The sequence below is a fragment of the Leucobacter luti genome (assembly GCF_050310065.1).
GTDB lineage: Bacteria > Actinomycetota > Actinomycetes > Actinomycetales > Microbacteriaceae > Leucobacter > Leucobacter luti_B.
This window is the reverse complement of sequence record NZ_CP190007.1, coordinates 1,832,990-1,855,759: the sequence shown is the minus strand read 5'-3', so window position 1 is coordinate 1,855,759 and position 22,770 is coordinate 1,832,990. Positions and strand designations below refer to the sequence as shown.

Here is a 22,770-nt window from a genome sequence, read left to right as displayed (position 1 = left end):
TAGAGTCGGAAGCGCAGTCGAAGTACCAGAAGTGACAACTGAGCGGAGCCGCGGGGGGCGCGGCGAGGCAACTGGTTGGGGGACGGTTCTGAATCCGCTGAAGAAGCGAAGGATGTTCCATGCACGCCGTCCCGGCGCCTACCGGTTTAGAGCACTCGATCTCGGCGGAGGAGCTCTTCTTCTCAACCACGGATCTGCGCGGGGTGATCACAAGCGCCAACTCGGTGTTCGTCCGGATCTCCGGATACTCCGCCGGCGAGCTCGTCGGATCTCCCCACAGCATCGTGCGGCATCCCGACATGCCAGGCGGAATCTTCGCCGCAATGTGGGACACCCTTGAGCGGAATGAACCATTCTGCGGGTACATCAGCAATCTCGCCGCAGATGGCGGGAGATACGACGTGTTTGCGACCGTCACTCCCCTGCGGGAGGGCTATCTCTCGGTCCGCATCGCCCCCCGCGTCGAACGATTCCGTGAGCTCGGCGCGCGGATCGCCCGGTCGCTGACCCAGATCGAGCAGGAGGCGCGGGCCACGGGCGCGAACCGCCGGGAGGTGGCTCGAACCGCAGCCTCGCGGATCGACGAAGTCACGCTCGCCTCCTGCGGCCTGAGCCAACGCGAGTTTCAGCGACACGCCCTGCCGGAGGAGATTCAGCAGCACATCGCCAACAATTCACCGCTTCCCGTGCGCCAGGCGGGTGGCCGCCTCGGAGCAACGCTGTCGCGAACAGCCGAGCTTGCCGCCGCCCTCGACGAATGGCGGAATGAACAGGACGCGAAGCAGCGTATCGCGGGCGGCCTCCTCGACGTCGCCGGATCCCTCAGGGCCGAAACCGAGACGCTTCGCGACATCGGCGAGGAGATCCTCGCCGACCCGGAGGCCGGCGGCTCGCTCGGCGGCCTCGTGCAGCCCCTGCGGTTCTGGGCACTGATGCAGGGCATCGTCGAGCTCCACCTGATCGACCTCAGTGAACTCGTAGACGAGCTCATCGAGCTCGGCACCGACGCTCGCTTCGGGGTCGCGCTCGCCCAGCTGCACGCCCTGTCGCTGCACCGCTTCACCATTGCGCTCGTTGATGATGCCGGCGCGCAGGGTGAGCCCGTCGGAGCGATTCACGACCTCGTGTGGGCACTGAACGAGGGGGTGTCGGTCATGGTGTCGAGCGCAGACGACTACCGCGCGCAGATCGGATACGCCGCCCGCCGCACAGCGAGCGTGCGCGCCATAACCGATCTCCCGATCCGGCTGCTCCGACTCTGGAGCGACGACTTCAACTCGCACCGGATCACCCCGCGCGCCGCGCAGCTGGCGCGCCGGCTCGCGGCGTCGATCGAGGTCATCGAGGAGGCCCTGAAAGAACTCGCGTCGCTCACCTCCCACCTCGCGAGCCTCGTGAAGACCCCCGACGCCGACCGGCTGCGCGAGTTGCTCAGCCGGATCGACGCGGCGACAGCCCCGCGCTACGCCAGCGCCGCCAGCACGAGGCGCTACGCGCTCCGGTAACGCGCCGAACCGAACCCGATGATGAAGTATCCGATCACGGAGAACAGCCAGAGCAGGAAGAACGAGAATGCCCCGCCCTTGCCGAAGCGCTGACCGAGCCGGACCGCCACGAAGATCGAGAAGACGATGTTCACGATCGGAATCAGGTAGAGAAGCGTCATCCAGGCCGAATAGCCCGCGACCTTCACGAGGATGAACACGTTCACGATCGGGATGATCGCGAGGATTCCCGGGTAACCGGCCTTCGAGAATACGCGCCACAGCGCGATCGCGATGAGGATGTACAGGATGAGACCCGGCAGGCTGTAATCCTGCGCCAGGTTCGTGATCGACGCGTCGTCGGTGATGGAGTCCATGTCGCCGTTCCTTTCTCAGGTCGTGCCTAGAAGCCGAGCCGGCCGAGCGCCTTCGGGTCACGCTGCCACTCCTTCAGCACTTTGACGCGCATGGAGAGGTAGACGCGGCGCCCGAGGAGCGCCTCGATCTCGTGGCGCGCCCGCTCGCCGACGTCGCGGAGGCGCGAGCCACCCTTGCCGATCACGATGCCCTTTTGGCTGTCGCGCTCGACGTAGAGCGACGCGTAGATCTCGAGCAGCCCGTCCTCGCGTTCCTCGCGGTCGTCGACCGTCGCGGCGAGCGAGTGGGGTAGTTCGTCGCGCACGCCGTCGAGGGCGGCCTCGCGGATCAGCTCGGCGATCCGGTCGTCCTCGACCTCGTCGGTTGTCGCCTCATCGTCGTAGAGCGGCGGGGACAGCGGCATGAGCGCGAGCAGTTCGTCGGAGAGGATGTCGAGCTGGTCGCGGGTCACCGAGGAGACCGGGATGACCGCGTCCCACTCGCGGAGCGCGCCGAGGCGCGTGAGCTGCTCGAAGATCTCCTCCTTGGAGGCGCGGTCGGTCTTCGTCAGGATCGCGACCTTCTTCGCCCGCGGGAAGTCCTCGAGTCGCTCGCTGATGAAGCGGTCGCCCGGGCCGAGCTTTTCGTTCGCCGGAACGCAGAACCCGATCACGTCGACGTCGCCGAGCGTGGCCTCGACGAGCGCGTTGAGCCGCTCGCCGAGCAGGGTGCGCGGGCGATGGATGCCCGGCGTGTCCACGACGATGAGCTGCCCGTCTGGGCGATGGACGATGCCGCGGATCGCTCGCCGCGTCGTCTGCGGCTTGGGGCTCGTGATCGCGATCTTCTCCCCGACGAGCGCGTTCGTGAGCGTCGACTTGCCCGCGTTCGGGCGGCCGACGAACGAGACGAAACCTGCGCGGAAGCCGTCTTCGTTGTGCTGCTGCTCGGTCATTCCGTGTCCTCCTCGATCGGCAGGCCGACCCATCGTGCGCCGACCGTGATGAGGCGCTGCCTGCGCCGCTCGATCTCGACTGCTGTCAGTTCAATCCCTGCGACGTCGACCGTATCGCCCGTGTCGGGGAGACGGCCGAACTCCTTGGCCATCAGCCCGCCGACCGTGTCCACGTCGTCGTCGTCGAGCTCGATCTCGAAGAGCTCGCCGAGGCGCTCGACCGAGAGCCGCGCGCTCACGAGGAACGAACCGTCGAGGTGGGCGACGACCTCGGGGGCGTCGCGGTCGTGCTCGTCCGTGATCTCGCCGAGGAGCTCCTCGATCAGGTCCTCGAGCGTCACGAGCCCGGAGATCCCGCCGTACTCGTCCACGACGAGCGCGATGTGCGTCGACTCGCGCTGCATCTGCCTGAGCAGGTCGTCGGCGCGCTGCTGCTCGGGGGCGAAGAGCGCGGGCTTCATGATGCGCGCGACGTGGGCCGTCTCTGCCTCCTCGGCGCGGCGATGGGTGAACCCGCTCGCGTCGCGCAGGTGCACGATGCCGACGACGTTGTCGACCTCGCCGGCGATCACGGGCAGCCGCGAGTGGCGGGAGGCGAGCAACTGCTCGAGTGCCTCGCGCACGCTCGTCTCCGCGTCGGTCGTGATCATGTCGATCCGGGGCACCATGACCTCGCGCACGATCGTCTCGCCGAACTCGACGATCGAGTGGATGTACTCGCGGTCGTCCGCCTCGAGCAGCGACTGCTCAGTGGCCTGATCGACCATCGAGAGCAGTTGCTGCTCGTCGCGGATCCGGGCGCGGCCCGCGCCGCGGCCCGGGGTCACCCGGTCACCGAAGCGCATGAGGCCCGTCGCGATGGGCCCGAGGATCACGCGGATGGCCCGGATCGTGGGCGCCGCGAAGCGGATCATCGCCTCGGGGTGGTGCGCCCCGACCGTGCGCGGGCTCGACCCGACGAGCACGAACGAGGTCGCGGTCATCACGAGCGTCGCGATGAGGAGCACGAGCCAGAGCTGGTCGAGCGAGTAGGCCAGCACGAGCGTGATGAGCACGGCGGCGAGCGTCTCCGCGAAGACGCGCGCGAAGCCGAGCGCGTCCACGTGGCGCGGCTCGTCCTCGGCGATCGCGCGGATCGCCTTCCCGGTGCGCGGCGACTCGTCCGCGAGCGCGAGAAGCTCCGCCTTCGACGACACGCCGAGCGCTGCGTCCGCAGCGGCCAGCAGGCCGCCGATCGCGAGCAGTGCGATCGCCGCCGCCAGCAGGAGCAGTGCGAGGGGCAGGCTCATCGGCCGCGCTCGCGCACGCTGAACGACAGGATCAGGTCGCGCTGCAGGCCAAACATCTCGGCCTCCTCATCAGGGGTCGCGTGGTCGAAGCCGAGCAGGTGCAGCATGCCGTGCGTGAGCAGCACCGAGACCTCCTGCTGCAGATCGTGTCCGGCGGCCTCGGCCTGCGCCTCGGCGACCTGCGGGCAGATCACGACGTCGCCGAGGAGCCCCGCGGGGGTTTGCGAGTCGACCCGGCCGGGACGCAGCTCGTCCATCGGAAAGCTGAGCACGTCCGTGGGCCCAGGCTCGTCCATCCACTGCACGTGGAGCTGCTCGATGGCCGCCTCGTCGACGAGCATGATTCCGAGCTCGGTGTCGGGGTGCACGTGCAGCGACTCGAGCACGAAGGCCGCGAGCCGGAGCATGCGCGACTCGTCGACCTCGATCCCCGACTCGTTGTTGATCTCGACGCTCATCGCGCGTTCCCCTCTGTTCGTTCGTTCGTCGCCTGCCCGGATCCCGCCTCGCGGTTCGCGCGCTCGGCCTGCCGCCGCTCGTCGTACGACGCGTAGGCGTCGACGATGCGGCCGACGAGGGAGTGGCGCACGATGTCGTCTGCCGTGAGATCGGCGAAGTGGATGTCGTCGACGCCGCGCAGGATCCGGTTCACGACCCGCAGCCCACTCGTCGCGAGCGGCAGGTCGACCTGGGTGATGTCGCCCGTGACCACCATCTTCGAGCCGTAGCCGAGGCGGGTCAGAAACATCTTCATCTGCTCCGGTGTCGTGTTCTGCGCCTCGTCGAGGATCACGAACGACTCGTTGAGCGTGCGCCCGCGCATGTAGGCGAGGGGCGCGACCTCGATCGTGCCGTTCGCGAGCAGCTTCGGCACCAGATCCGGATCCATCATCGCGCCGACCGCGTCAAAGAGCGGCCGCAGGTACGGGTCGATCTTGTCCTCGAGCGTGCCGGGCAGGTAGCCGAGCCGCTCCCCCGCCTCGACGGCAGGCCTGGTCAGGATGATCTTCGCGACCTCGCGACGCTGCAGGGCCTGCACGGCCTTCGCCATCGCGAGGTACGTCTTGCCCGTGCCTGCCGGCCCGATCCCGAACACGATCGTGTGGTTGTCGATCGCGTCGACGTACTGCCGCTGGCCCTGGGTCTGCGGCCGCACCGCGTGGCCCCTGACCGAGAGGATCGGCTCGCTCAGCATCTGCGCCGCGCTCGGGCCGTTGCCCTCCAACACCATCCTGGTGACCTCTTTCACATCGTGGCGCGATACCGCGCCGCTGCGTCTCGCGAGCTCGAGCACCTCGAGCACGACCGCCTCCGCAGCGCGCACCTCGCGCGCTGGCCCCCTGAGCGTCAGGATCTGGTCCCTGGAGTGGAACACCACCTCGGGGTGCTGCTGCTCCAGGTCTGAGATGAGCTGGTCCCTGTGGCCCAGGAACGAGGCGATGTCGACGCCCGAGAGCATGAGCGTGCGCTGCAACTGCGGTTCGGCGTTCGCATCGGCGCCCGGTTCGGCAGCGGCCACCGTCGCGCCGTCTGGTTCAGGATCCAACGAGCGACCGCTCCTCAAGCCCGCCCGCGAGCACGTGCGCGTGGACGTGGAACACCGTCTGTCCGGCGCTCTCGCCCGAGTTGAAGATGAGACGGAACTCCCCGTTCGCGTGCTCCTCGGCGAGCTGCTTCGCGACCGTGACCATCTCGGCGAGGGTCTCCGGATCGCCCGCGGCGAGCTCCACGACATTCGCGTACTCCGTCGACTTCGGAATCACGAGGAAATGGATCGGGGCCTGCGGGTGCATGTCGCGGAACGCGATCACGCGGTCGGTCTCAGCGAGGAGGTCGACCGGGATCTCGCCCGACACAATCTTTCCGAACACCGTCTCTTCTGCCATGCTCCCAGTCTACGGCAGACCGGGGACACTACGGAGTGGGAGAGCTCTTCGCGGCCGCGGCCTTCTCGGTCACGACGAAGCGCTCCCGGTAGGCGCCGACGAGCAGCCTCAGCTGCGAGGAGATCGCGCTCATCGAGGTGTAGCAGAAGAGCGTGATCGGGAGGAGGACCCACTGCAGCAGCATCCCGACCCAGCGCCGCGCCCGCACCCCGGCGGGGCGTTCCGGGGTGAGCAGGATCGTGAGCAGCACGGTCGCGACGAGCGCGACGAGCGCGACCCGCTGGCTCGTCGTCGCGACGTCGGGGAGCGCCTCGATGAAGCGGCGGGTCTCGAACGCACCGATCCCCCGCGGAACGATGAACTGCGCGGCGATCACGGGCAGCCAGACCCCGAAGGCGAGCATCGGCGCGAGGATCGCGAGCGTGACGTGCGATTCGAGCAGCGCGAAGAACCGGACCGCCGTGGGGAAGAACGGTGCCGGGCGGTGCCCGGAGAAGAGGCGGACCCCGACGTAGGGCACATCGGAGGCGCCGTACGCCCAGCGGCAGAGCTGCCGGAACTGCGCGCGCAGGGTTTTCGGCAGCGTGTCGGCGAGTACAGCGTCCTGCGAGATCGCGAGGTGGATTGGGACCACACCGTACCGCCCGCGGAAGTGGAAGTAGCTGCGCCAGTACTGGTGGCCATCCTCGACGATCGTGCGCCGGCTCCAGAAGCCCATCTCGGCGAGCGCCGCGAGGGGCTGCGTGTGCGAGGCGAAGTTCCGCAGCGACAGCGGCCGCACGGTTGCGATGAGGTTCCACACGGAGTTGCCTGCCGCGATCACCCGCGTGGGGGCCGGCGCGTGCCAGATGTTGTTGATGAAGAGGGAGATCGGCTGGAACGAGACCCGCTGCGGATCCTCGGCGCGGACGAACTCGAAGGTCACGGCGTCGAAGTAGTGGGGGTCGACCCGGTTGTCGCAGTCGAGTGAGGTGACGAGCACGCGCTCGGGGTCGAGCCCGTGCGCCACGACCCAGTCGAGCAGCAGTCTGCCCGCGTAGCTGATGTTCCCGCCCTTGCCCTGGATCTCGTCGGAGAGCCCGGCAGGGTGCTCCACGGGGATGAAGGCCCGGAAGTGGCGGCCGAAGTCCCGTTCGAGCCTGGCCGTCGTCTCGCGCATCGCGTCGCCGCCGCGCTCCTCGTGCGCGAAGACGACGACGAGCCGCTCGGCGCCGTGGTGAGACGCGATCAGGGAGCGCAGGCTCGGTGCGATGACGTCATACGGCTCGTTGTAGGCGGCCACGATCACCGCGTGGACGGTCTCCGAGGGCAGCGTGAAGAGCCAGGGCCCGCGCGAGACGCGCTCCCTGAGCCGGTCGAGCCGCGGCCCGTAGATGCCGGGGAGACGCGAGCGGCCGAACTCGGGAACGGTGCCGGCGCGCGCGCCCAGGATCAGCTCCTCGAGGTGCTCGTTGACCCGCGCCCAGTCGACCGTTTCGGCGGTGCGCAGCCTCCGGTAGCCGCGCACGGAGTCGACGCCGCCGCGGAACGCGCGAAAGAGCCCGAGCGCGAGGAAGCTGAGCACGAAGTAGGCGCCCCAGTTGAGGTTCACGAGCGACAGCACGATCGCGGTGACGGGGACCCCAATCGTGATGAGCGCAGGAATCATCTCGAGCGCACGGTACAGCGGTGTGCGCTGCCCGAGGGGAATTTCAATGTTGTGCACGCCCAGTTCCCAGTTCTCTGCCGAGGCCGGTACGGCGAGAAGGTCATCCGCCGCGCATTCGTCACAACGCTATGGTTGCGAAACGACGAGTCGGTGAACGCAGGGTGTCGGCTGGCTGTGAATGGGGTGCCCTCGGAGCCGACTCACAACGAAGTCGAGGCGAGTCCCGAGCTTCGTGTCACCAGCGACCGAGCGCCGCGTTGAGCACGGCGATGCCGGCGGGGCCGGCCGACGACGTCCGCAGCACCGTGTCCCCGAGCAGGAGTATTACCGCTCCGGCCGCGGAGAGCCGCTCGAGTTCGGGATCCGAGAGGCCGCCCTCCGGCCCCACGACCAGGGTCACGTCGCTCACTTCGGTGGCGCGCAGGCCCGCCGCCCACTCCGACAGGCGGCGCTCCCCCCGCGGGTGCAGCACGACGACCGCGTGATCGCTGTTCGCCGCGAACTCGCAGAGCTCGGCGAGGTCCACGGGCGTGCCGACCTCGGGCACCCGGGCGCGGAGCGACTGTTTGGAGGCCTCGCGCGCGATCCGGCGCCACTTCTCGACGCCCTTCTCGGCCTTCTCGGGCCCGGATCCCCTGCCACTCCAGCGCGAGACGGAGCGCTCCGCCTCCCACGGCAGGATGCGGTCGATGCCAAACTCGGTCGCCTGCTCGACCGCCCGCTCGTCGCGGTCGCCCTTCGCGAGCGCCTGCACGAGCGTCAGCGTGAGCGCGGGCGCGGTCGCGTGCGTCGCCCCGTCGAGGCGCACGGCGAAGCGATCCTTCGCCGCGGATTCGACCACGCCCTCGCCGAGCGCCCCCTCGCCGTTTCCCACGAGGATCCGCTCGCCCGCGCGCAGCCGCGCGACTCTGAGCGCGTGCCGCGCCTCCTCCCCGGCGATCTCCACCAGGGCGCCCGGCGCGAAGGCCTCGGGGGCAAGCCCCTCGCCGTAGTAGAGATTCGCCACGGCGGTTAGCCCTGCCGGAAGAAGCGGTCGCGGATCTTGCCGAAGAAGCCCTGATGGAACTCACCGAGGTGCGGCGGATCGTCCTTCCGCAGCGCCGCGAGCTGGCGCACGAGATCCTTCTCGCGGCCGGAGAGCTTCGTGGGCGTCGTCACCTGCACGGCGATCTTCAGGTCGCCGCGCATGGTGCTGCGGAGCCCCTGGATCCCGCGCCCGCGGAGCGTCACGATGTCGCCGGACTGGGTGCCGGGCTCGACCTGCACCGTGATGTCGCCGTCGAGCACCGTGAGGCGCGTCTCGGCCCCCAGGATCGCGTCGGCCATCGACACCTGCATCGTCGCGAGCAGGTCGTTGCCGTCGCGGCTGAAAGTGTCGTGGTGCATGACCCGGAACTCGATGAAGAGGTCTCCGTTCGGTCCGCCGCCCGGGCCGACCTCGCCGCCGCCGCGCATCTGCAGGCGCGTGCCCGTGTCGATGCCGGAGGGGATGTCGATGTTGATCGTGCGGCGCTCGCGCACGCGCCCCTTGCCCGCGCACTCGACGCAGGGGTGCTCGATGATCGTGCCGTACCCCTGGCAGCTGCCGCACGGGTGCATCGTGACGACGTTGCCGAAGAGCGAGCGCACCTGGCGCTGCACCTGGCCCTGGCCGTGGCAGACGTCGCAGGTCACGGGGTGCGTCCCCGGCTGGCAGCAGCTGCCCTCGCAGACGGAGCACAGCACGGCCGTGTTGACCGTGATCTCGCGCTGCACGCCGAAGATGACCTCCTTGAGCTCGACGTCGACGTGGATCATCGCGTCGTCGCCCCGCTCGGTGCGCGAGCGCGGGCCGCGCTGCCCGCCGCCGCCGAAGCCGCCGCCGAAGAAGGTCTCGAAGATGTCGCCGAAGCCCTGGGCGCCGCCCTGGCCGCCGCCCATGTCGTAGCGCTGGCGCTGCTCGGGGTCGCTCAGCACGTCGTAGGCGTGCGTCACGTTCTTGAAGCGCTCGGCGGCCTCCTCGCTCGGGTTCACGTCGGGATGCAGCTGACGCGCGAGGCGTCGATACGCCTTCTTGATCTCCTCCGGCGACGCTTCGCGCGATACTCCAAGGGTGTCGTAGTGATCGGCCACCTGGCTGCTCCTCATGTGCTTACTCGTGAATTCGTGTGTGATGCGCCGGATCCGGATCCGCGCGGGCCCGGCGGCCTAGCGCGACTCTTCGAGAATCCGGCTGAGGTAACGCGCTACCGCGCGCACCGATGCGATGTTGCCCGCGTAGTCCATGCGGATCGGGCCGAGCACGCCGACCTTCGCCGCGATCCCCGCGTCCTCCTCGTAACTCGACGCGAGCACCGTGGCGGTGGACAGGCCGTACGGAGCGTTCTCCCGACCGATCGACGCTGCGACCTCGCGGCCGTCCTGCACGAGCTCGTCAAAGAGGCGAAGCAGCGTGACCTGCTCCTCGATGGCCTCGAGAACCACCGGGAGGGAACCGGCGAACTCCCCCGGGCGTGAGAGGTTCGCTGCGCCAGCGACCGCAATGCGATCCGTTCGATTTGCCTGCAGCTGGTCGCGCACGATCTCGAGCACCCGGCTCACGAGGTCGCCCTCGTCGGCGGTCGTCCAGTCGGCGAGGGAGTCGCGGAGCTCGCCGATCGCCGTCACGGCCGCCTCGACGTCGATCCCGATCGTGGCGTCGGCGATCCGCTGCTTGAGCCCGTGCACCCACGCCTCGGTGACCCGGGCCGACGGCAGCTGGGCGATCTGCTGCTCGACGACCCCGTTGCCGAGGATCAGCACGCAGAGCACCCGCTCCTCGGAGATCGGCACGAGCTCGATGCTCCGCACGATCGTGCGCCTGAGCGAGGGGTACTGCGCCACGGCGACCTGGTTCGTGAGCTGCGAGAGCAGCCGGACCGTGCGCGCCATGACGTCGTCAAGATCGCTCGACTCGCCGAGGAAGCGCTCGATGGCCGTGCGCTGCGCCGAGGTGAGCGGTCGGATCTTCGCGAGCGTGTCGACATACAGGCGGTAGCCCTTGTCGGTCGGCACGCGCCCCGAGGAGGTGTGCGGCTGAGCGATCAGCTCGTCCTCCTCGAGGAGGGCCATGTCGTTGCGGATCGTCGCCGCGGACACGCCGAAGCTGTGGCGATCGACGATCGCCTTCGAACCGACCGGCTCGTTCGAGGAGACGTAGTCGCTGACGATCGCGTGCAGCACCGCAAGGCTGCGCTCGGAGACCATCGCTCCTCCTCTCTCTCGCACGAACGGGCGATCGCTGCCGCGCCGGACGCCAGCGACCTGACCGGCCATTGGCACTCAAAGTGGACGACTGCTAAGTCTAGCGCAGGCCGCGCCCCCGAGTAACAGAAACGGGCGGCTCGCTCACAGGGTGGTTCGGCCGGCAGCGAACAGGGGGCGCTAGGAAAGCAAGCGGTGCACGACCGTGTCCGCGAGGAGGCGCCCGCGGCGCGTCGGCACGATCCTGCCGCCGATCGCGGCGCGCCCGTCGACGAGCCCGTCCGCGATGAGCTGCGGAACACCCCGTCGCTGCTCCGGCGAGAGCACGTCGGCGGGCAGGCCGTCCGCGATCCGCGTCTCGAGCAGGATCCGCTCCTCTCGTCGCGTCTCGGCGCCGAGGGTCTCCCGCGCGTGGGCCGGCGAGACGCCAGCCGCCATGCGCTGGGCGTAGGCCCCGGGATGCTTCACGTTCCACCAGCGCACGCCGCCGACATGGCTGTGTGCGCCCGGGCCTGCGCCCCACCAGTCCTCGCCCGTCCAATAGGACAGGTTGTGCCGCGAGCGGGTCTCGCGGGACCTCGACCAGTTGCTGATCTCGTACCACTCGTAGCCCGCTGCGGCGAGCCGGTCGTCGACGAGCTCGTACATCTCCGCGTGCAGGTCCTCGTCCGGCTCCGCGACCTCGCCCCGCCTGATCTGGGCGGCGAGCTTCGTTCCCGTCTCGACGATGAGCGCGTACGCCGAGACGTGATCCGGCGCGTTCTCCAGCACGGCGTCGACCGAGCGCTCCCAGTCGGCGAGCGACTCCCCCGGTGTGCCGTAGATCAGGTCGAGGCTCACCTGCAGGCCCGCGTCGCGGGCCCACTCGACGACGAGCGGCACGCGCTCGGGCGCGTGAGTGCGGTCGAGCGTGCGCAGCACGTGCGGCACGGCCGACTGCATGCCGAAGCTCACTCTGGTGAAGCCGGCGTCCGCGAGCACGCGGAGGTCGTAGGCGTCGACCGAGTCGGGGTTCGCCTCCGTGGTGACCTCGGCGCCCTCGGCGATGCCCCAGTTCTCGCGGATCCCCGCGAGCATCGACGCGAGATCGCTCGCCGGCAGCAGCGTGGGCGTACCGCCGCCGAAGAACACCGTGCTGACCGGGCGCTCAGGTAGCCCAGCCGCGCGCATGACCCCGGCGCCGAGCGCGAGCTCCCGCCGCACCTGGCCGGCGAAGTCCTCCCGGCGCGTTCCGCCGAGCTCGCTCGCCGTGTAGGTGTTGAAGTCGCAGTAGCCGCAGCGGACGCGGCAGTACGGCACGTGCACGTAGACGCCGAAGGCGCGGTCCTCCGCGCCCGCAAGCACGCTCTCGGGGAGCGCGCCGTCCTCCGGGGCCGGGTCGCCGTCAGGCAGGACGCTCGGCACGCGGCACCCCCCTCGATCCGGCGCTCACTGCTGCGGCTTCGATGGGCGGCGCTTATGGGCCTTCGGGGCCGCGGGGGCTTCCTCAGCGGGGGTTTCGGGCTCGGGATCGGGCTCGGGTTCTGCGGCGGGCTCGGGATCCGGCTCCGGTTCTGGTTCTGGTTCTGGGGCGGGCTCGGACTCGGGCTCGGGCTCCTCAGTTTCCGGCTCCGGATCCTGATCGGATTCCGGCTCGGGCTGCGCGGTGTGCTCGAGCTCAGGCTCAGGCTCGTCAGCGGGCTCGGACTCCTCCGCGGCGGGCTCGTCAGCGGGCTCAGACTCCCCCGCGATTGGCTCCTCCGCGGGCTCCTCGGCAGCGGGCTCGGCGTCCGTTTCCTCCGCGAGGGTCGCGGTCTCGATGTCCTCGGCGGGCTCCGGCTGCGGGGCGGCGGCCTCGGCGGCCTCCTCCTGCGAAACCCCAACCCGCACGGTCGGCTCGGCGGCGGGCTGCGGGGCCTCGACGGCGGGCGCGGCGTCAACCGGCTCCGCCGCGACGGCCTCGGCCTGATCCTGCGCCTGACCCGTGAGCACGCCGGGAGCGAGCGCAGCGACCTGCTGCTTCACGGCCTCGAGCGCCGTGCGCAGATCCGAGCGCCCGCGCAGGCCGAGGAGGCCGCTCTTCGGCGCGCTCAGGAAGCCGCGGGCGATCGCCCACACCGTGTCGTCCTCGCGGTGCTCGACCGTGAAGAGCTGCTCGCCGACGGCGCCCTCCTCATCTGAGGTGCCCCACGCGAAGCCCACGCGGCGCTCCTCGTCGATCGTGTAGATGACGAGAATCCCGCGATCCGGGTCGCCGTTGTAGCGGAGCACGGCGGTCGTGCCGGCCGTGACGTAGGGCTCGCCGTCCGGCCCGAAGTGATCCTCGACGGGGGCGGCGGACTGCGCCTGGCCGTCGTCGTCGAACTCGAGCCCCGCGTAGCGCGCGCCCGATCCGCGCACGATGTCGACGACCTCGGCGCCGCCGCCGCGCTGCGCACCCCAGGTCATGAGCAAGCTCGACGCCAGCAGAAAGCGATCCGAGCCGCTGCCGAGACGCAGGGTCTCTTCGTAGGGCGTCGTGCCCTCCGGCGGGTACTTAAGCAGGTCGAACGCGCGCGATGCGCCGACCGCGGCATACGAAACCGGCATCTCCACGTGACTGCTGCGTCGCACTGCGGGGCCCTCGCTCACTTCTTGCCCGATTCCTTGCCCTCGACGTCGCCGGAGAGCGCCGCGATGAACGCCTCCTGCGGGACCTCGACCCGGCCGACCATCTTCATGCGCTTCTTGCCCTCCTTCTGCTTCTCGAGGAGCTTGCGCTTGCGGCTGATGTCGCCGCCGTAGCACTTGGCGAGCACGTCCTTGCGGATCGCGCGGATCGTCTCGCGGGCGATGACGCGCGCGCCGATCGCTGCCTGGATCGGGACCTCGAACTGCTGGCGCGGGATCAGCTTGCGCAGGCGCTCGGCCATCATCGTGCCGTAGTGGTACGCGTTGTCGCGGTGAACGATCGCGCTGAACGCGTCGACCTTGTCGCCCTGCAGCAGGATGTCGACCTTCACGAGGTCGGCCTCCTGATCCCCCATCGGCTCGTAGTCGAGGCTCGCGTAGCCCTGCGTGCGGCTCTTCAGGTGGTCGAAGAAGTCGAAGACGATCTCGCCAAGCGGCATGCTGTAGCGGAGCTCGACGCGCTCGCCGAGGTACTCCATGCCGAGCAGGCTGCCGCGGCGGCTCTGGCAGAGCTCCATGATCGCACCCACGTAGTCCTTGGGCGCGAGGATCGCCGTCTTCACGACGGGCTCGCGCACGCTCGCGATCTTGCCGTCGGGGTACTCGGACGGGTTCGTGACCGTGACCTCCTTGCCGTCGTCGGTCGTGACCTCGTAGATCACGCTCGGCGCGGTGGCGATGAGGTCGAGGTCGAACTCGCGGCGCAGGCGCTCCGAGATGATCTCGAGGTGGAGGAGCCCGAGGAAGCCGCAGCGGAAGCCGAAGCCGAGCGCGACGGAGGTCTCTGGCTCGTACTGCAGGGCTGCGTCCGAGAGCTTCAGCTTGTCGAGCGCCTCACGCAGGATCGGGTAGTCGCTGCCGTCGAGCGGGTACAGGCCCGAGAACACCATGGGCTTCGGATCCGTGTAGCCGGGGAGCGCCTCGCTCGCCGCGTTCATCTTGCCCGTGACGGTGTCGCCGACCTTCGACTGGCGCACGTCCTTCACGCCCGTGATCAGGTAGCCGACCTCGCCGACCGCGAGCCCCTTCGTGGGCACCGGCTCGGGCGAGGAGACGCCGATCTCGAGTGCCTCGTGCTCGGCGCCCGTCGACATCATCTTGATCTTCTCGCGCGGGGTGAGCTTGCCGTCGACCATGCGAACGTAGGTGACGACGCCCCGGTACGAGTCGTAGACCGAGTCGAAGATCATGGCGCGGGCCGGTGCGTTCGCGTCGCCCACCGGTGCTGGGATCCGGGCGACGACGCGATCGAGGAGCTCCTCAACGCCGGCGCCCGTCTTGCCCGACACCTTCAGGATGTCGTCCGGATCCCCGCCGATGAGGTCGGCGATCTCGCGGCTCACGCGCTCCGGATCCGCCGCGGGCAGATCGATCTTGTTCAGGACCGGGATAATCTCCAGGTCGTTCTCCATCGCGAGGTACAGGTTCGCGAGCGTCTGCGCCTCGATGCCCTGCGCCGCGTCGACGAGCAGGATCGCGCCCTCGCACGCGGCGAGCGAGCGAGACACCTCGTAGCTGAAGTCGACGTGACCGGGGGTGTCGATCATGTTGAGCGCGAAGGACTCGCCGTCGACGTCCCACGGCATGCGCACGGCCTGCGACTTGATCGTGATCCCGCGCTCGCGCTCGATGTCCATGCGGTCGAGATACTGGGCCCGCATCTCGCGGTCGGGCACGGTCCCCGTGACCTGCAGCATGCGGTCGGCGAGGGTCGACTTACCGTGGTCGATGTGCGCGATGATGCAGAAGTTGCGGATCTTCGCGGGGTCGGTCGACGCCGGTACGGGTGGGTTCACGCTGCGTGGAGACATTGCCAGCCATTATTCCATAGCGCGGGCGCTCGGAAGACCTTACTGGTCGACCGTCTCGTGCCACCCTCGCCCCGGGTTGACGGGCGTGCAAGTATTGACGAATGGCACAGGTCGTCGCGCTCTACCGCTTCCCCGTCAAAGGTTTCACGCAGGAGTCCGTCTCCGAGCTGCGGGTGCAGCCCGACGGACGCATCGAGGGTGACCGGGCCTTCTCCTTCCGCTATGCGAGCGGCGTCGCTCCGCGCGAGCGCGCCGGCATGCAGCTGTGGTCGAAGTCGAAGGGCCTCACGCGCATGGAGTTCCCGAGCCTCGCGGCGCTCCGGCTCACCCTGTTGCCCGACGGCGGCGGGATCCGGATCCTGCGCGGCGACGACGGTCCCGAGCTCGTCTCCGGCCCGCTCGACGAGGCGGGCCGCCGCGCGATCGCGGACGCCGTGACGGAATACCTGCTCGCGGGGCCAGAGGCCGCGCACCTTTCGGCGCCGGGGCGGCTGCCGCTCACCCTCATGGGGACGACGGGCGAGTCCCGCTTCCAGGACAACCCCGAGGGCTTCATCTCCATGCACTCCCGCGAGAGCTTGGCCGCGCTCGGCGACGCGCTCGGGCAGGAGATCTCGGACGACCGCTTCCGCTCGAACATCGCAATCTCGGGGGTCTCGGCCTGGGAAGAGATCTCCGAGCTCTCCGCCGTGCGCATCGGCGACGTGCACTTCGCCCCGCAGGAGCCCATCGGCCGCTGCCTCAACACCCACGCGAACCCCGAAACCGGCGTGCGCGACGCCGAGGTGCTCACGACACTCACCCGCGTGATCGGGCAATCTCAGCCGACGTTCGGCCGCTTCCTCCTCCCCGTCGGCCTCGGCGCCCCGGACGCCGGCGGCGTGATCCGCGTCGGCGACGAGGTCGAGCTGGTTTCGTAGGGGGTTCGGGGGTCCGGGGGTTCTGGGGGTTCTGGGGTTCTGGAGTTCCCGGGGCGTGGTGGACCCCGCACCACCTCGAGTCGGCCGAAAGGCCCCATTCCCGCGCCCGAGTCGGCCGTAAAGCCCCTTTCAACCCCGCGAAAGGGGCTTTACGGCCCACTCGACGAGCGCGCAGCGCACCGCACCCCCGCGGAGGCGCACCCGCGCGGAGGCGCACCCGCGCGCCCGTTCGCACCGCGCGTGCCGCGCCCCGCGCCCCGCACCCCCCACTCGCCATCCGCGCCCCGCACGCCCACTCACTATCCGCGGGCCTCACCCCCACCCCCCGGCGCGCCGCACCTGGAGACTGCGACTGTCCACCCGCGCCACCTCGAGTCGGCCGAAAGGCCCCATTCCCGCGCCCGAGTGGGCCGTAAAGCCCCTTTCAACCCCGCGAATGGGGCTTTACGGCCGACTCGGCTGCGGAACCGGGGGCAAACGGGCCTACGGGGCCGAGCCGGCCCGACTAGGCCGAGTCGCGCGACGCGCCTCGCGGCGCTCGGGTTCCGGGGCGCGAAGTCTGCTATTCTTGATTCTTGGCTTGCGTGTGGATCACACCACACACCCGCGGGGTGCCCTCTCTCGCCGCGCGGAACACCACCGTCAAACCTTTTACGTCGTTAGGAACAACCACACGTGGCAAACATCAAGTCGCAGATCAAGCGCATCAAGACCAACGCGAAGGCGACCGAGCGCAACCGCGCGTACAAGAGCGAGCTCCGCACCGCCGTGCGTGCGACCCGCCGCGCCATCGCCGCTGGCGACAAGGACACCGCCCTCACCACGCTGAAGACCGCGAGCCGCAAGCTCGACAAGGCCGTGTCGAAGGGTGTCATCCACAAGAACCAGGCCGCGAACCGCAAGTCGAAGCTTGCCGTTCAGGTCGCGGCGCTCTAAGCGTTCCGCAGCAGTACTCGAGGCCCCGCTCCGGCGGGGCCTCAGTCGTTTCTGGGTCCGGATCAGGATCCAGACCCGGATCCGCCTCGCCTGCTAGCGACTCCGGCCGCGCCTCGCCACGAAGAGCAGGTACTTCTCGAGCGCGTACTCGGGTGCGCGCGAGCCGCCCTTGAGCAGCCACTCGGTTTCGGCGCCGAGGTCGATGCAGCGGGCGAGGTCTTCCTCGCGCCAGGCCGTGACCTCCTTGCGCGCCCGGTCGACCTGCCAGGGGGCCATGCCGAGCTCACCGGCGAGCTTGCCACTCGGGCCCGTCGCGCCGTAGACGCGGGCCATGCCGCGCACCTTCATGTTGATGGCGGCGAGGAGCGGGATCGGATCCGTGCCCGTGGAGAGCGCCTGGCGCAGGAGCACGAGCGCCTCGGCGGCCCTGCCAGCGGTTGCGGCATCGGCCACGCGGAACGCGTTGGTCTCGACGCGGCCCTCGGTCGCCCGGGTGACCTCGTCCTCGGTAATGCGGTTGCCCACGTCTGAGACCAGCTGGTTGACCGCGCCCGCGACCTCGCCGATGCCGCCCGAGTAGGCCGCCGCGAGCATGCGGACCGCCCCGGGCGTCGCCTGCGCGCCCAGCCGCCGGAACTCGGCCTGCAGGAAGGCGAGGCGATCCTGGTCCTTCTTCATTTCGGGGCAGACGACCTCGATCGCTCCCCCGGCACCCGAGCGCACGAGGTCGAGCAGGGCCTTGCCGCGGTTGCCGCCTGCGTGGCGCAGCACGAGCGTGGTGTCTTCGGCGGGCTCCGTGGCGTAGCGCTTCGCATCCTCCAGGAACGCGTCGGAACATTTCTCGACCGCCGTCACGCGAATCAGCCTCGGCTCTGCGAAGAGCGACGGGCTCGCGATCGTGAAGAGCTCGCCCGCCGTGTAGGAGGCGGCGTCGACGTCATGGATCTCGAGCTCGGGGCTCGCCTCGAGGAGCGCGGCGCGCACCGACTGTATCGCGCGATCCGCCAAGAAGTCTTCGGGCCCGCTCACGAGCACGACCGGGGCGGGCTGCGCCTGCGTCCAGTCGAGCTGCGGGATTTTGGTCTTCGAACCTCGTGCTGCTGCCACGCATCAAGACTACTGGGGACCACCGACACGGACGGACCGGGCCTGCGGCTGCGGCAGCTACTCGCAGGCGAGCCCGTCGCCGTCGCCGTCGCCTCGATGCCCCGTGCCGAACTGGAACCACTGATAGGCCGCTGCCTCGTCCGGCGCGTCGCGGTTGAACGGCCCGACCGGATGTCCGACCGTGTTCCGCTTGAGCGCCGCGCACGACGGATACTGCCGCCACCAGTCATCGCCAGAAGTGCCCGGCGCGGTCGGCGGTTCGGCAGGCGGCGCGGTCGGCACCGCCGCAGCGGCCGCCTCTGCGGCGGCCGCGCACGCCGGTGTCAGCACGCGCCCTTCGGCGTCGAGCGACGCAATCTGGGCGGAATGGTAGGCGTCCTCGAGCGGGTGCCGGGGGTAGCCGTCACGCGAGTCGTATCGCGCGACCGCGTGACCGGCCTCGAGCTGCGCGAGCCCGAGGTCGGCGATCCCACCGCCCGCGACGGAACGGAGTAGACGGCCGTGACGATCCTGCGCGTTCTGCCCGGCGGGCAGCGCAAGCGTCAACGTCTCCCCCGGCGCGAGCGCAGCGCTCAGCGCGCCCGCCGCCTCACCGCTCCCGCACTCGCCCCGCTCGGGACTGTCGATGCCGATGATCCGGACGGTTCCGGCGGACGTCGCGAGGGTGTCTCCGTCGATCACGCTGCGCAGCGTCGCGCTCGTCGTCCCGGGGGCGGCCGGCTCAGCGTCGCTCGATGGCGTCGTGCCCGTACGTTCCGACTGCTCGACCAGCTGCGCGGACAACTCATCCGTCTCACCCGAGCCAGCCCCGCCGATAGCCGATAGGACGCCGCCGATGAGGACGACCCCCGCGATCGCAATTCCCGCCGTGGCGAGGCACCCGATCCCCTTCCGGGAACGGCTCTTGAGCTGGGGTTTTCTGGGCCGTTGCTGCACTCGCTCAGCCTATCGTCGGCGCAGACCTGCGACGGTCGCTCAGCCCACACAGTGAGGTGTCCGGGTGCGCCCGAGATCGCGATCGATCCGAGAAGGTCCGTGCGTAGCGCCGCGGTTCCGGCTGCGGCGACCGAGCGCAGCGTCTCGGGCGCCGGATGACCATAGCTGTTGCCTGCTCCGGCCGAGATAAGTCCGAGCTCCGCGGCGGCGAGCTGCAGCAGCTCCGGATCGTGATCTTTCGAGCCGTGGTGCGCGACCTTCACCACGTCGACGTCGAGCGAGCCCGGTGCTGCGCTCGATTGCCAGCGCAGCGAACGCTGTTGCTCGGATCCACTGTCGCCGAGCATGAGCGCGCTGATGCCGCCCGCGTCGACGATCATGATGACGCTGGCGCTGTTGGTGTCCTGCGGGCGAGCGCCATCACGGGGCGCGAGCACCCTCCAGGAGAGTTCGCCGTGCTCCTCATGCATCCCTTCGGCCCCGATTCGGTACGGGATCCCGAGCCCCTCAAGCCGCCGCAGGAGCGGCCGGCCCTCCCCCTGGTCGGCAGAGGGCGGGGCGATGAGCGCCTCGTCAACCATGCCTGCGACGGCGCCGACGGCGCCGACATGGTCCTTATCGTCGTGGCTGAGCGCGAGAAGGGCGATGCGGTCGACCGAAAACAGACGGAGGCAGGCGGTCAGCAGTTCTTCGTCGTCTCCCGTGTCGACGAGCATCACGGGCGAAGCGCCCCCGCCCGTGCTCGATCCGCGCAGCAACAGGGCGTCTCCCTGCCCGATGTCGCACGCCACAATCCGCCAGTCCGCCGGTACGGCGCCGAGCCGCACGGCCGGCGCCACAAGAGTCGGGCCAGCCGCGATCCCGCACGCGGCCGCAGTGCACGCGGCAACCACGGCCCCGCGCCGGACGCCGAGGCGCACCCGTCCACCCCACGGCACCCACCGCGCGCCGCCTCTCGCGACTGCCCAGCCAGCGACGAACAGGGCCTCGCAGAACGCCAGCAGCAGCGCCCCTCCCCAGCCGTCCGGCCACGGCGCGCGCCCGAACGGGAGCCCCGCGCACACCGCCGCCGTCGCGGCGATCCACCGTGCGGGCAGACTCGCGAGCCACACCGCCAGCTCGCAGAGCCAGGTCATCGCGCCGGCATCGAGGGGCGCGAGCAGCAGCGCGATGAGTCCGAGCGCCGTGCCGACCGGCGCCGCGGGCGCGGCGAGCACGTTTGCAACGACGCCGACGACCGGCACGCCGGGCTCGAGCAGCAGCAGGAGCGGGCCGCAGGCGAGCTGCGCCGAGATCGCTACAGCGAAGGAGAGCGCGAGCCACCGCGGCAGCGGAAGCGCGCGAAGCACGGCCGACTGCAACGGAGTCGCGAGCAGCAGGATCCCCGCCGTTGCCGCGACCGAGAGACCGAACCCGGCCTCGCGGGACTGCCAGGGATCAACGAGGAGCATGCCGAGCATCGCCAGCGCGAGTGCTGGCAGCGCGTGCGAACGCTTGCCGCCGAAGCCGGAGACCAGCACCACTCCGGCCATGATGGCGGCGCGCTGCACGCTCGCGTCGGGCCCGACGACGAGCACGAAGCCAGCGAGAGCCACTGCGCCGAGCAGGATCCGGAGGCGCCGGCCTGCGCCCAGTCGGGCGGTCGCAGCAATGATCGCCCCCGTGATGAGCGCGCAGTTCGAACCGGAGACCGCGACGAGGTGCGTGAGCGAGCTCTCACGCATCGCTTGTGCGAGCTCCGGCGTCAGGAGCGACGTATCCCCCACCGCGAGGCCCGGGACCAGCTCGGCTCCCGGCACGCGCGACGACGCGTCGACAAGGGCACGTCGGAGCTCGACGACCGGCGCCAGTGCCCCCGGCGTCGCGCTCCCTTCACGCACTCCGAGGCCGAAGGCGGCCGAGGAACCAGGTTCGAGTAGCACCGGCTCGGCCCTGATTCGGACCGAGGTGCCGGGGCCCCAGCCGTGCGCGTCCACGGTGGCGCCGTCGAGCCAGAGTACGAGCGGCACCCCCTTAATCTCGGCCAGGCCACTCGCCCGGACCCAGAGGCGTTCCGGCTGCTGAGGCCCCGATACCGGCCCGGTCGCCGCATCCGACGCCGCATCCGACGCCGCATCCGACGCCACAGCCGTGATCCGACGTGGAAAGCCCTCGAGCTCGGCGCCCAGCTCGACGGTCGTACCAGCCGCTGCCGCCTGCTCGAGCACGGGCGCGTCCCGCGCCTGCTCCGCCGGCAGAATCCGCGCCCCGAGGAGCAGCACGACCGCGACAGGCAGCGCCGCGAGCGCGAGGGCGGCTTCGGGGAGGGTGGTGCGTGATGAAAACCGGACATGCAGGATCGCGAGCACCAGCAGCACCGCCGTTCCCGCACCGCCAGCGACAACGAGCCAGACCCCGCTTCCTGGCACGCCCACCGCGACGGCGGCGACGGCCCAGGCGATCCCCGCCGGCAGGAGCAGACGGGTCGACCCGGGCGGCGCCGCCTGCCGCGATCCGCTCACACGCCCACCAGCGGGAGCAGCCGTTCGAGGAGTTTCGGTCCGATTCCCGACACCTCATCGAGTTGCTCGGCGCTCAGAAATTTCCCGTTGGCGGTGCGCCACTCCACGATTCGGCTCGCGAGTGCGGGGCCGATGCCGGGGAGCGCGTCGAGCTCCGCCTCGGTCGCGGCGTTGAGGTTGAGGGGACCTCCGGGCGAACCATTCGCGATACCGCCCGTCGATGCGCCAGGCACGGACGGCGCGGCCCCGGGCGGCGGCGGCTCGCCGATCGCCGGAATCCGGAGCTGTTCCCCGTCGACGACGGCCCGGGCGAGGTTCACCCCCGAGAGGTCAGCCGAATCGCTCGCGCCCCCGGCCCGGGCGACCGCTTCCTCGACCCGCGAGCCGCTCGGCAACGCCACGACCCCCGGCGTAGCGACGGCGCCGACGACGTGCACGAAGACCTCTTGCGATTGGGGCGCCGCGGCCGCTCCGCCGGACGCAGTCTGACCCTGCGCCCCGGAGACTCCGGCCTCCCCGTGGCCGGACTCGCCGTGGCCGGAGGCGCTCTGACTGGCGTCGCCGTGACTGGCCTCGCCCGTCACCGCCACAGCGCCGCCGCTCGAGAACGCCACGACCGCGATCGTCACCCCTGCCGCGAGCAGCAGCACGACCACCGCGACGGCAAGCGGCACCCCCGCAGAGCCGCGCAGCCGCTCCCACAGAGACCCGGGGGCAACCGGTTCGAGCGTGCGGGGCCCCGCGCGCGAGCCCGCGGGACGCCCGCACTCGGGCGTTACCGGTCCACGCTCCCGCCGCCCGTGCCGGTGCGCATCGGGCGCACGGCTCCGCCATTCCACGCCCGAGAGCAGCGCCTCGCTGCTCCACGGTGCATGCGAGGAAGGACGTGAGGCCTCCGATGGGAGCGCCGCGGAGAGAGGAGCGGGGGTGCGTGTCTGCTCAGTCATGCCCCGAGGCTAGGGGCGGAAGCGCGTCCGCGATCCGGCGCCGGGAGATCTGTGGAGAACGGGCCGGAGAACGGCCCAAACGCACGCCTGTGAGCGAACTTCCTCATACAGCGCGAAACCGC

The 22,770-nt window shown here is 70.3% G+C and carries 20 protein-coding genes; 3 read left to right on the top strand and 17 right to left on the bottom strand.

Annotated elements, in window-relative coordinates; all coding sequences use genetic code 11:
• Window positions 1-119: 119 nt before the first annotated feature.
• Window positions 120-1,505 (top strand): PAS domain-containing protein, encoded by a 1,386-nt coding sequence (locus ACOPJ3_RS08515; RefSeq protein WP_427868761.1) that lies wholly within the window; start codon window positions 120-122, stop codon window positions 1,503-1,505.
• Here ACOPJ3_RS08515 and ACOPJ3_RS08510 read toward each other — a convergent pair.
• The 13 genes from ACOPJ3_RS08510 to lepA form a co-directional block, all read right to left on the bottom strand.
• Window positions 1,490-1,861 carry a DUF5684 domain-containing protein gene (locus tag ACOPJ3_RS08510; protein WP_427868760.1) on the bottom strand — a complete coding sequence of 124 codons (372 nt, stop codon included), beginning with the start codon at window positions 1,859-1,861 and terminating at the stop codon, window positions 1,490-1,492. The genes ACOPJ3_RS08515 and ACOPJ3_RS08510 overlap by 16 nt on opposite strands.
• 26 nt (window positions 1,862-1,887) lie before the next feature.
• On the bottom strand, window positions 1,888-2,796 hold the full coding sequence (gene era / locus ACOPJ3_RS08505; RefSeq protein ID WP_427868759.1) for a GTPase Era: 909 nt from the start codon (window positions 2,794-2,796) through the stop codon (window positions 1,888-1,890).
• Window positions 2,793-4,085: a hemolysin family protein gene (locus tag ACOPJ3_RS08500; protein WP_427868758.1), complete on the bottom strand. Its 1,293-nt coding sequence runs from the start codon at window positions 4,083-4,085 to the stop codon at window positions 2,793-2,795. Before ACOPJ3_RS08500 ends, era begins: the two co-directional genes overlap by 4 nt.
• Complete coding sequence (gene ybeY / locus ACOPJ3_RS08495; RefSeq protein WP_427868757.1) at window positions 4,082-4,543, bottom strand: rRNA maturation RNase YbeY; 462 nt, start codon at window positions 4,541-4,543, stop codon at window positions 4,082-4,084. Before ybeY ends, ACOPJ3_RS08500 begins: the two co-directional genes overlap by 4 nt.
• Entirely contained in the window at window positions 4,540-5,544 is a 1,005-nt protein-coding gene (locus ACOPJ3_RS08490) for a PhoH family protein (RefSeq protein WP_427871195.1), read from the bottom strand. Before ACOPJ3_RS08490 ends, ybeY begins: the two co-directional genes overlap by 4 nt.
• Before the next feature lie 76 nt (window positions 5,545-5,620).
• Window positions 5,621-5,971, bottom strand: coding sequence for an HIT domain-containing protein (locus ACOPJ3_RS08485; RefSeq protein ID WP_427868756.1), 351 nt, complete (start codon window positions 5,969-5,971; stop codon window positions 5,621-5,623).
• Between the two features lie 28 nt (window positions 5,972-5,999).
• A complete protein-coding gene (locus tag ACOPJ3_RS08480) occupies window positions 6,000-7,676 on the bottom strand; it encodes a glycosyltransferase (protein WP_427868755.1) in 1,677 nt (558 codons plus the stop codon).
• A 178-nt stretch (window positions 7,677-7,854) separates the two neighbouring features.
• On the bottom strand, window positions 7,855-8,625 hold the full coding sequence (locus ACOPJ3_RS08475) for a 16S rRNA (uracil(1498)-N(3))-methyltransferase (protein ID WP_427868754.1): 771 nt from the start codon (window positions 8,623-8,625) through the stop codon (window positions 7,855-7,857).
• Between the two features lie 5 nt (window positions 8,626-8,630).
• Window positions 8,631-9,731 carry a molecular chaperone DnaJ gene (gene dnaJ / locus ACOPJ3_RS08470; protein ID WP_427871194.1) on the bottom strand — a complete coding sequence of 367 codons (1,101 nt, stop codon included), beginning with the start codon at window positions 9,729-9,731 and terminating at the stop codon, window positions 8,631-8,633.
• Window positions 9,732-9,806: 75 nt separating this feature from the next.
• Complete coding sequence (gene hrcA, locus ACOPJ3_RS08465; protein WP_427868753.1) at window positions 9,807-10,844, bottom strand: heat-inducible transcriptional repressor HrcA; 1,038 nt, start codon at window positions 10,842-10,844, stop codon at window positions 9,807-9,809.
• Between the two features lie 177 nt (window positions 10,845-11,021).
• On the bottom strand, window positions 11,022-12,245 hold the full coding sequence (hemW, locus tag ACOPJ3_RS08460; protein ID WP_427868752.1) for a radical SAM family heme chaperone HemW: 1,224 nt from the start codon (window positions 12,243-12,245) through the stop codon (window positions 11,022-11,024).
• 24 nt (window positions 12,246-12,269) lie between these two features.
• Complete coding sequence (locus ACOPJ3_RS08455; RefSeq protein WP_427868751.1) at window positions 12,270-13,409, bottom strand: DUF1990 family protein; 1,140 nt, start codon at window positions 13,407-13,409, stop codon at window positions 12,270-12,272.
• Between the two features lie 38 nt (window positions 13,410-13,447).
• Window positions 13,448-15,301 (bottom strand): translation elongation factor 4, encoded by a 1,854-nt coding sequence (lepA, locus tag ACOPJ3_RS08450; RefSeq protein WP_427868750.1) that lies wholly within the window; start codon window positions 15,299-15,301, stop codon window positions 13,448-13,450.
• Between the two features lie 101 nt (window positions 15,302-15,402).
• Between lepA and ACOPJ3_RS08445 the strand changes: the two genes are divergently transcribed.
• A complete protein-coding gene (locus tag ACOPJ3_RS08445) occupies window positions 15,403-16,221 on the top strand; it encodes an MOSC domain-containing protein (RefSeq protein WP_427868749.1) in 819 nt (272 codons plus the stop codon).
• Between the two features lie 675 nt (window positions 16,222-16,896).
• Complete coding sequence (rpsT, locus tag ACOPJ3_RS08440; RefSeq protein WP_427868748.1) at window positions 16,897-17,157, top strand: 30S ribosomal protein S20; 261 nt, start codon at window positions 16,897-16,899, stop codon at window positions 17,155-17,157.
• Window positions 17,158-17,250: 93 nt separating this feature from the next.
• Here the strand turns inward: rpsT and holA are convergent, their stop codons facing one another.
• Genes holA through ACOPJ3_RS08420 form a run of 4 tightly spaced genes read right to left on the bottom strand, consistent with a single transcriptional unit; the run spans window position 17,251 to window position 22,648 of the window.
• Window positions 17,251-18,264: a DNA polymerase III subunit delta gene (holA, locus tag ACOPJ3_RS08435; RefSeq protein ID WP_427868747.1), complete on the bottom strand. Its 1,014-nt coding sequence runs from the start codon at window positions 18,262-18,264 to the stop codon at window positions 17,251-17,253.
• A gap of 57 nt (window positions 18,265-18,321) precedes the next feature.
• Window positions 18,322-18,945: a thermonuclease family protein gene (locus tag ACOPJ3_RS08430; protein WP_427868746.1), complete on the bottom strand. Its 624-nt coding sequence runs from the start codon at window positions 18,943-18,945 to the stop codon at window positions 18,322-18,324.
• Window positions 18,942-21,701 carry a ComEC/Rec2 family competence protein gene (locus ACOPJ3_RS08425; RefSeq protein ID WP_427868745.1) on the bottom strand — a complete coding sequence of 920 codons (2,760 nt, stop codon included), beginning with the start codon at window positions 21,699-21,701 and terminating at the stop codon, window positions 18,942-18,944. Before ACOPJ3_RS08425 ends, ACOPJ3_RS08430 begins: the two co-directional genes overlap by 4 nt.
• The gene (locus tag ACOPJ3_RS08420) at window positions 21,698-22,648 is read right to left on the bottom strand and encodes a helix-hairpin-helix domain-containing protein (protein WP_427868744.1); all 951 of its coding nucleotides are present in this window, start codon (window positions 22,646-22,648) and stop codon (window positions 21,698-21,700) included. Before ACOPJ3_RS08420 ends, ACOPJ3_RS08425 begins: the two co-directional genes overlap by 4 nt.
• Window positions 22,649-22,770: the final 122 nt, after the last annotated feature.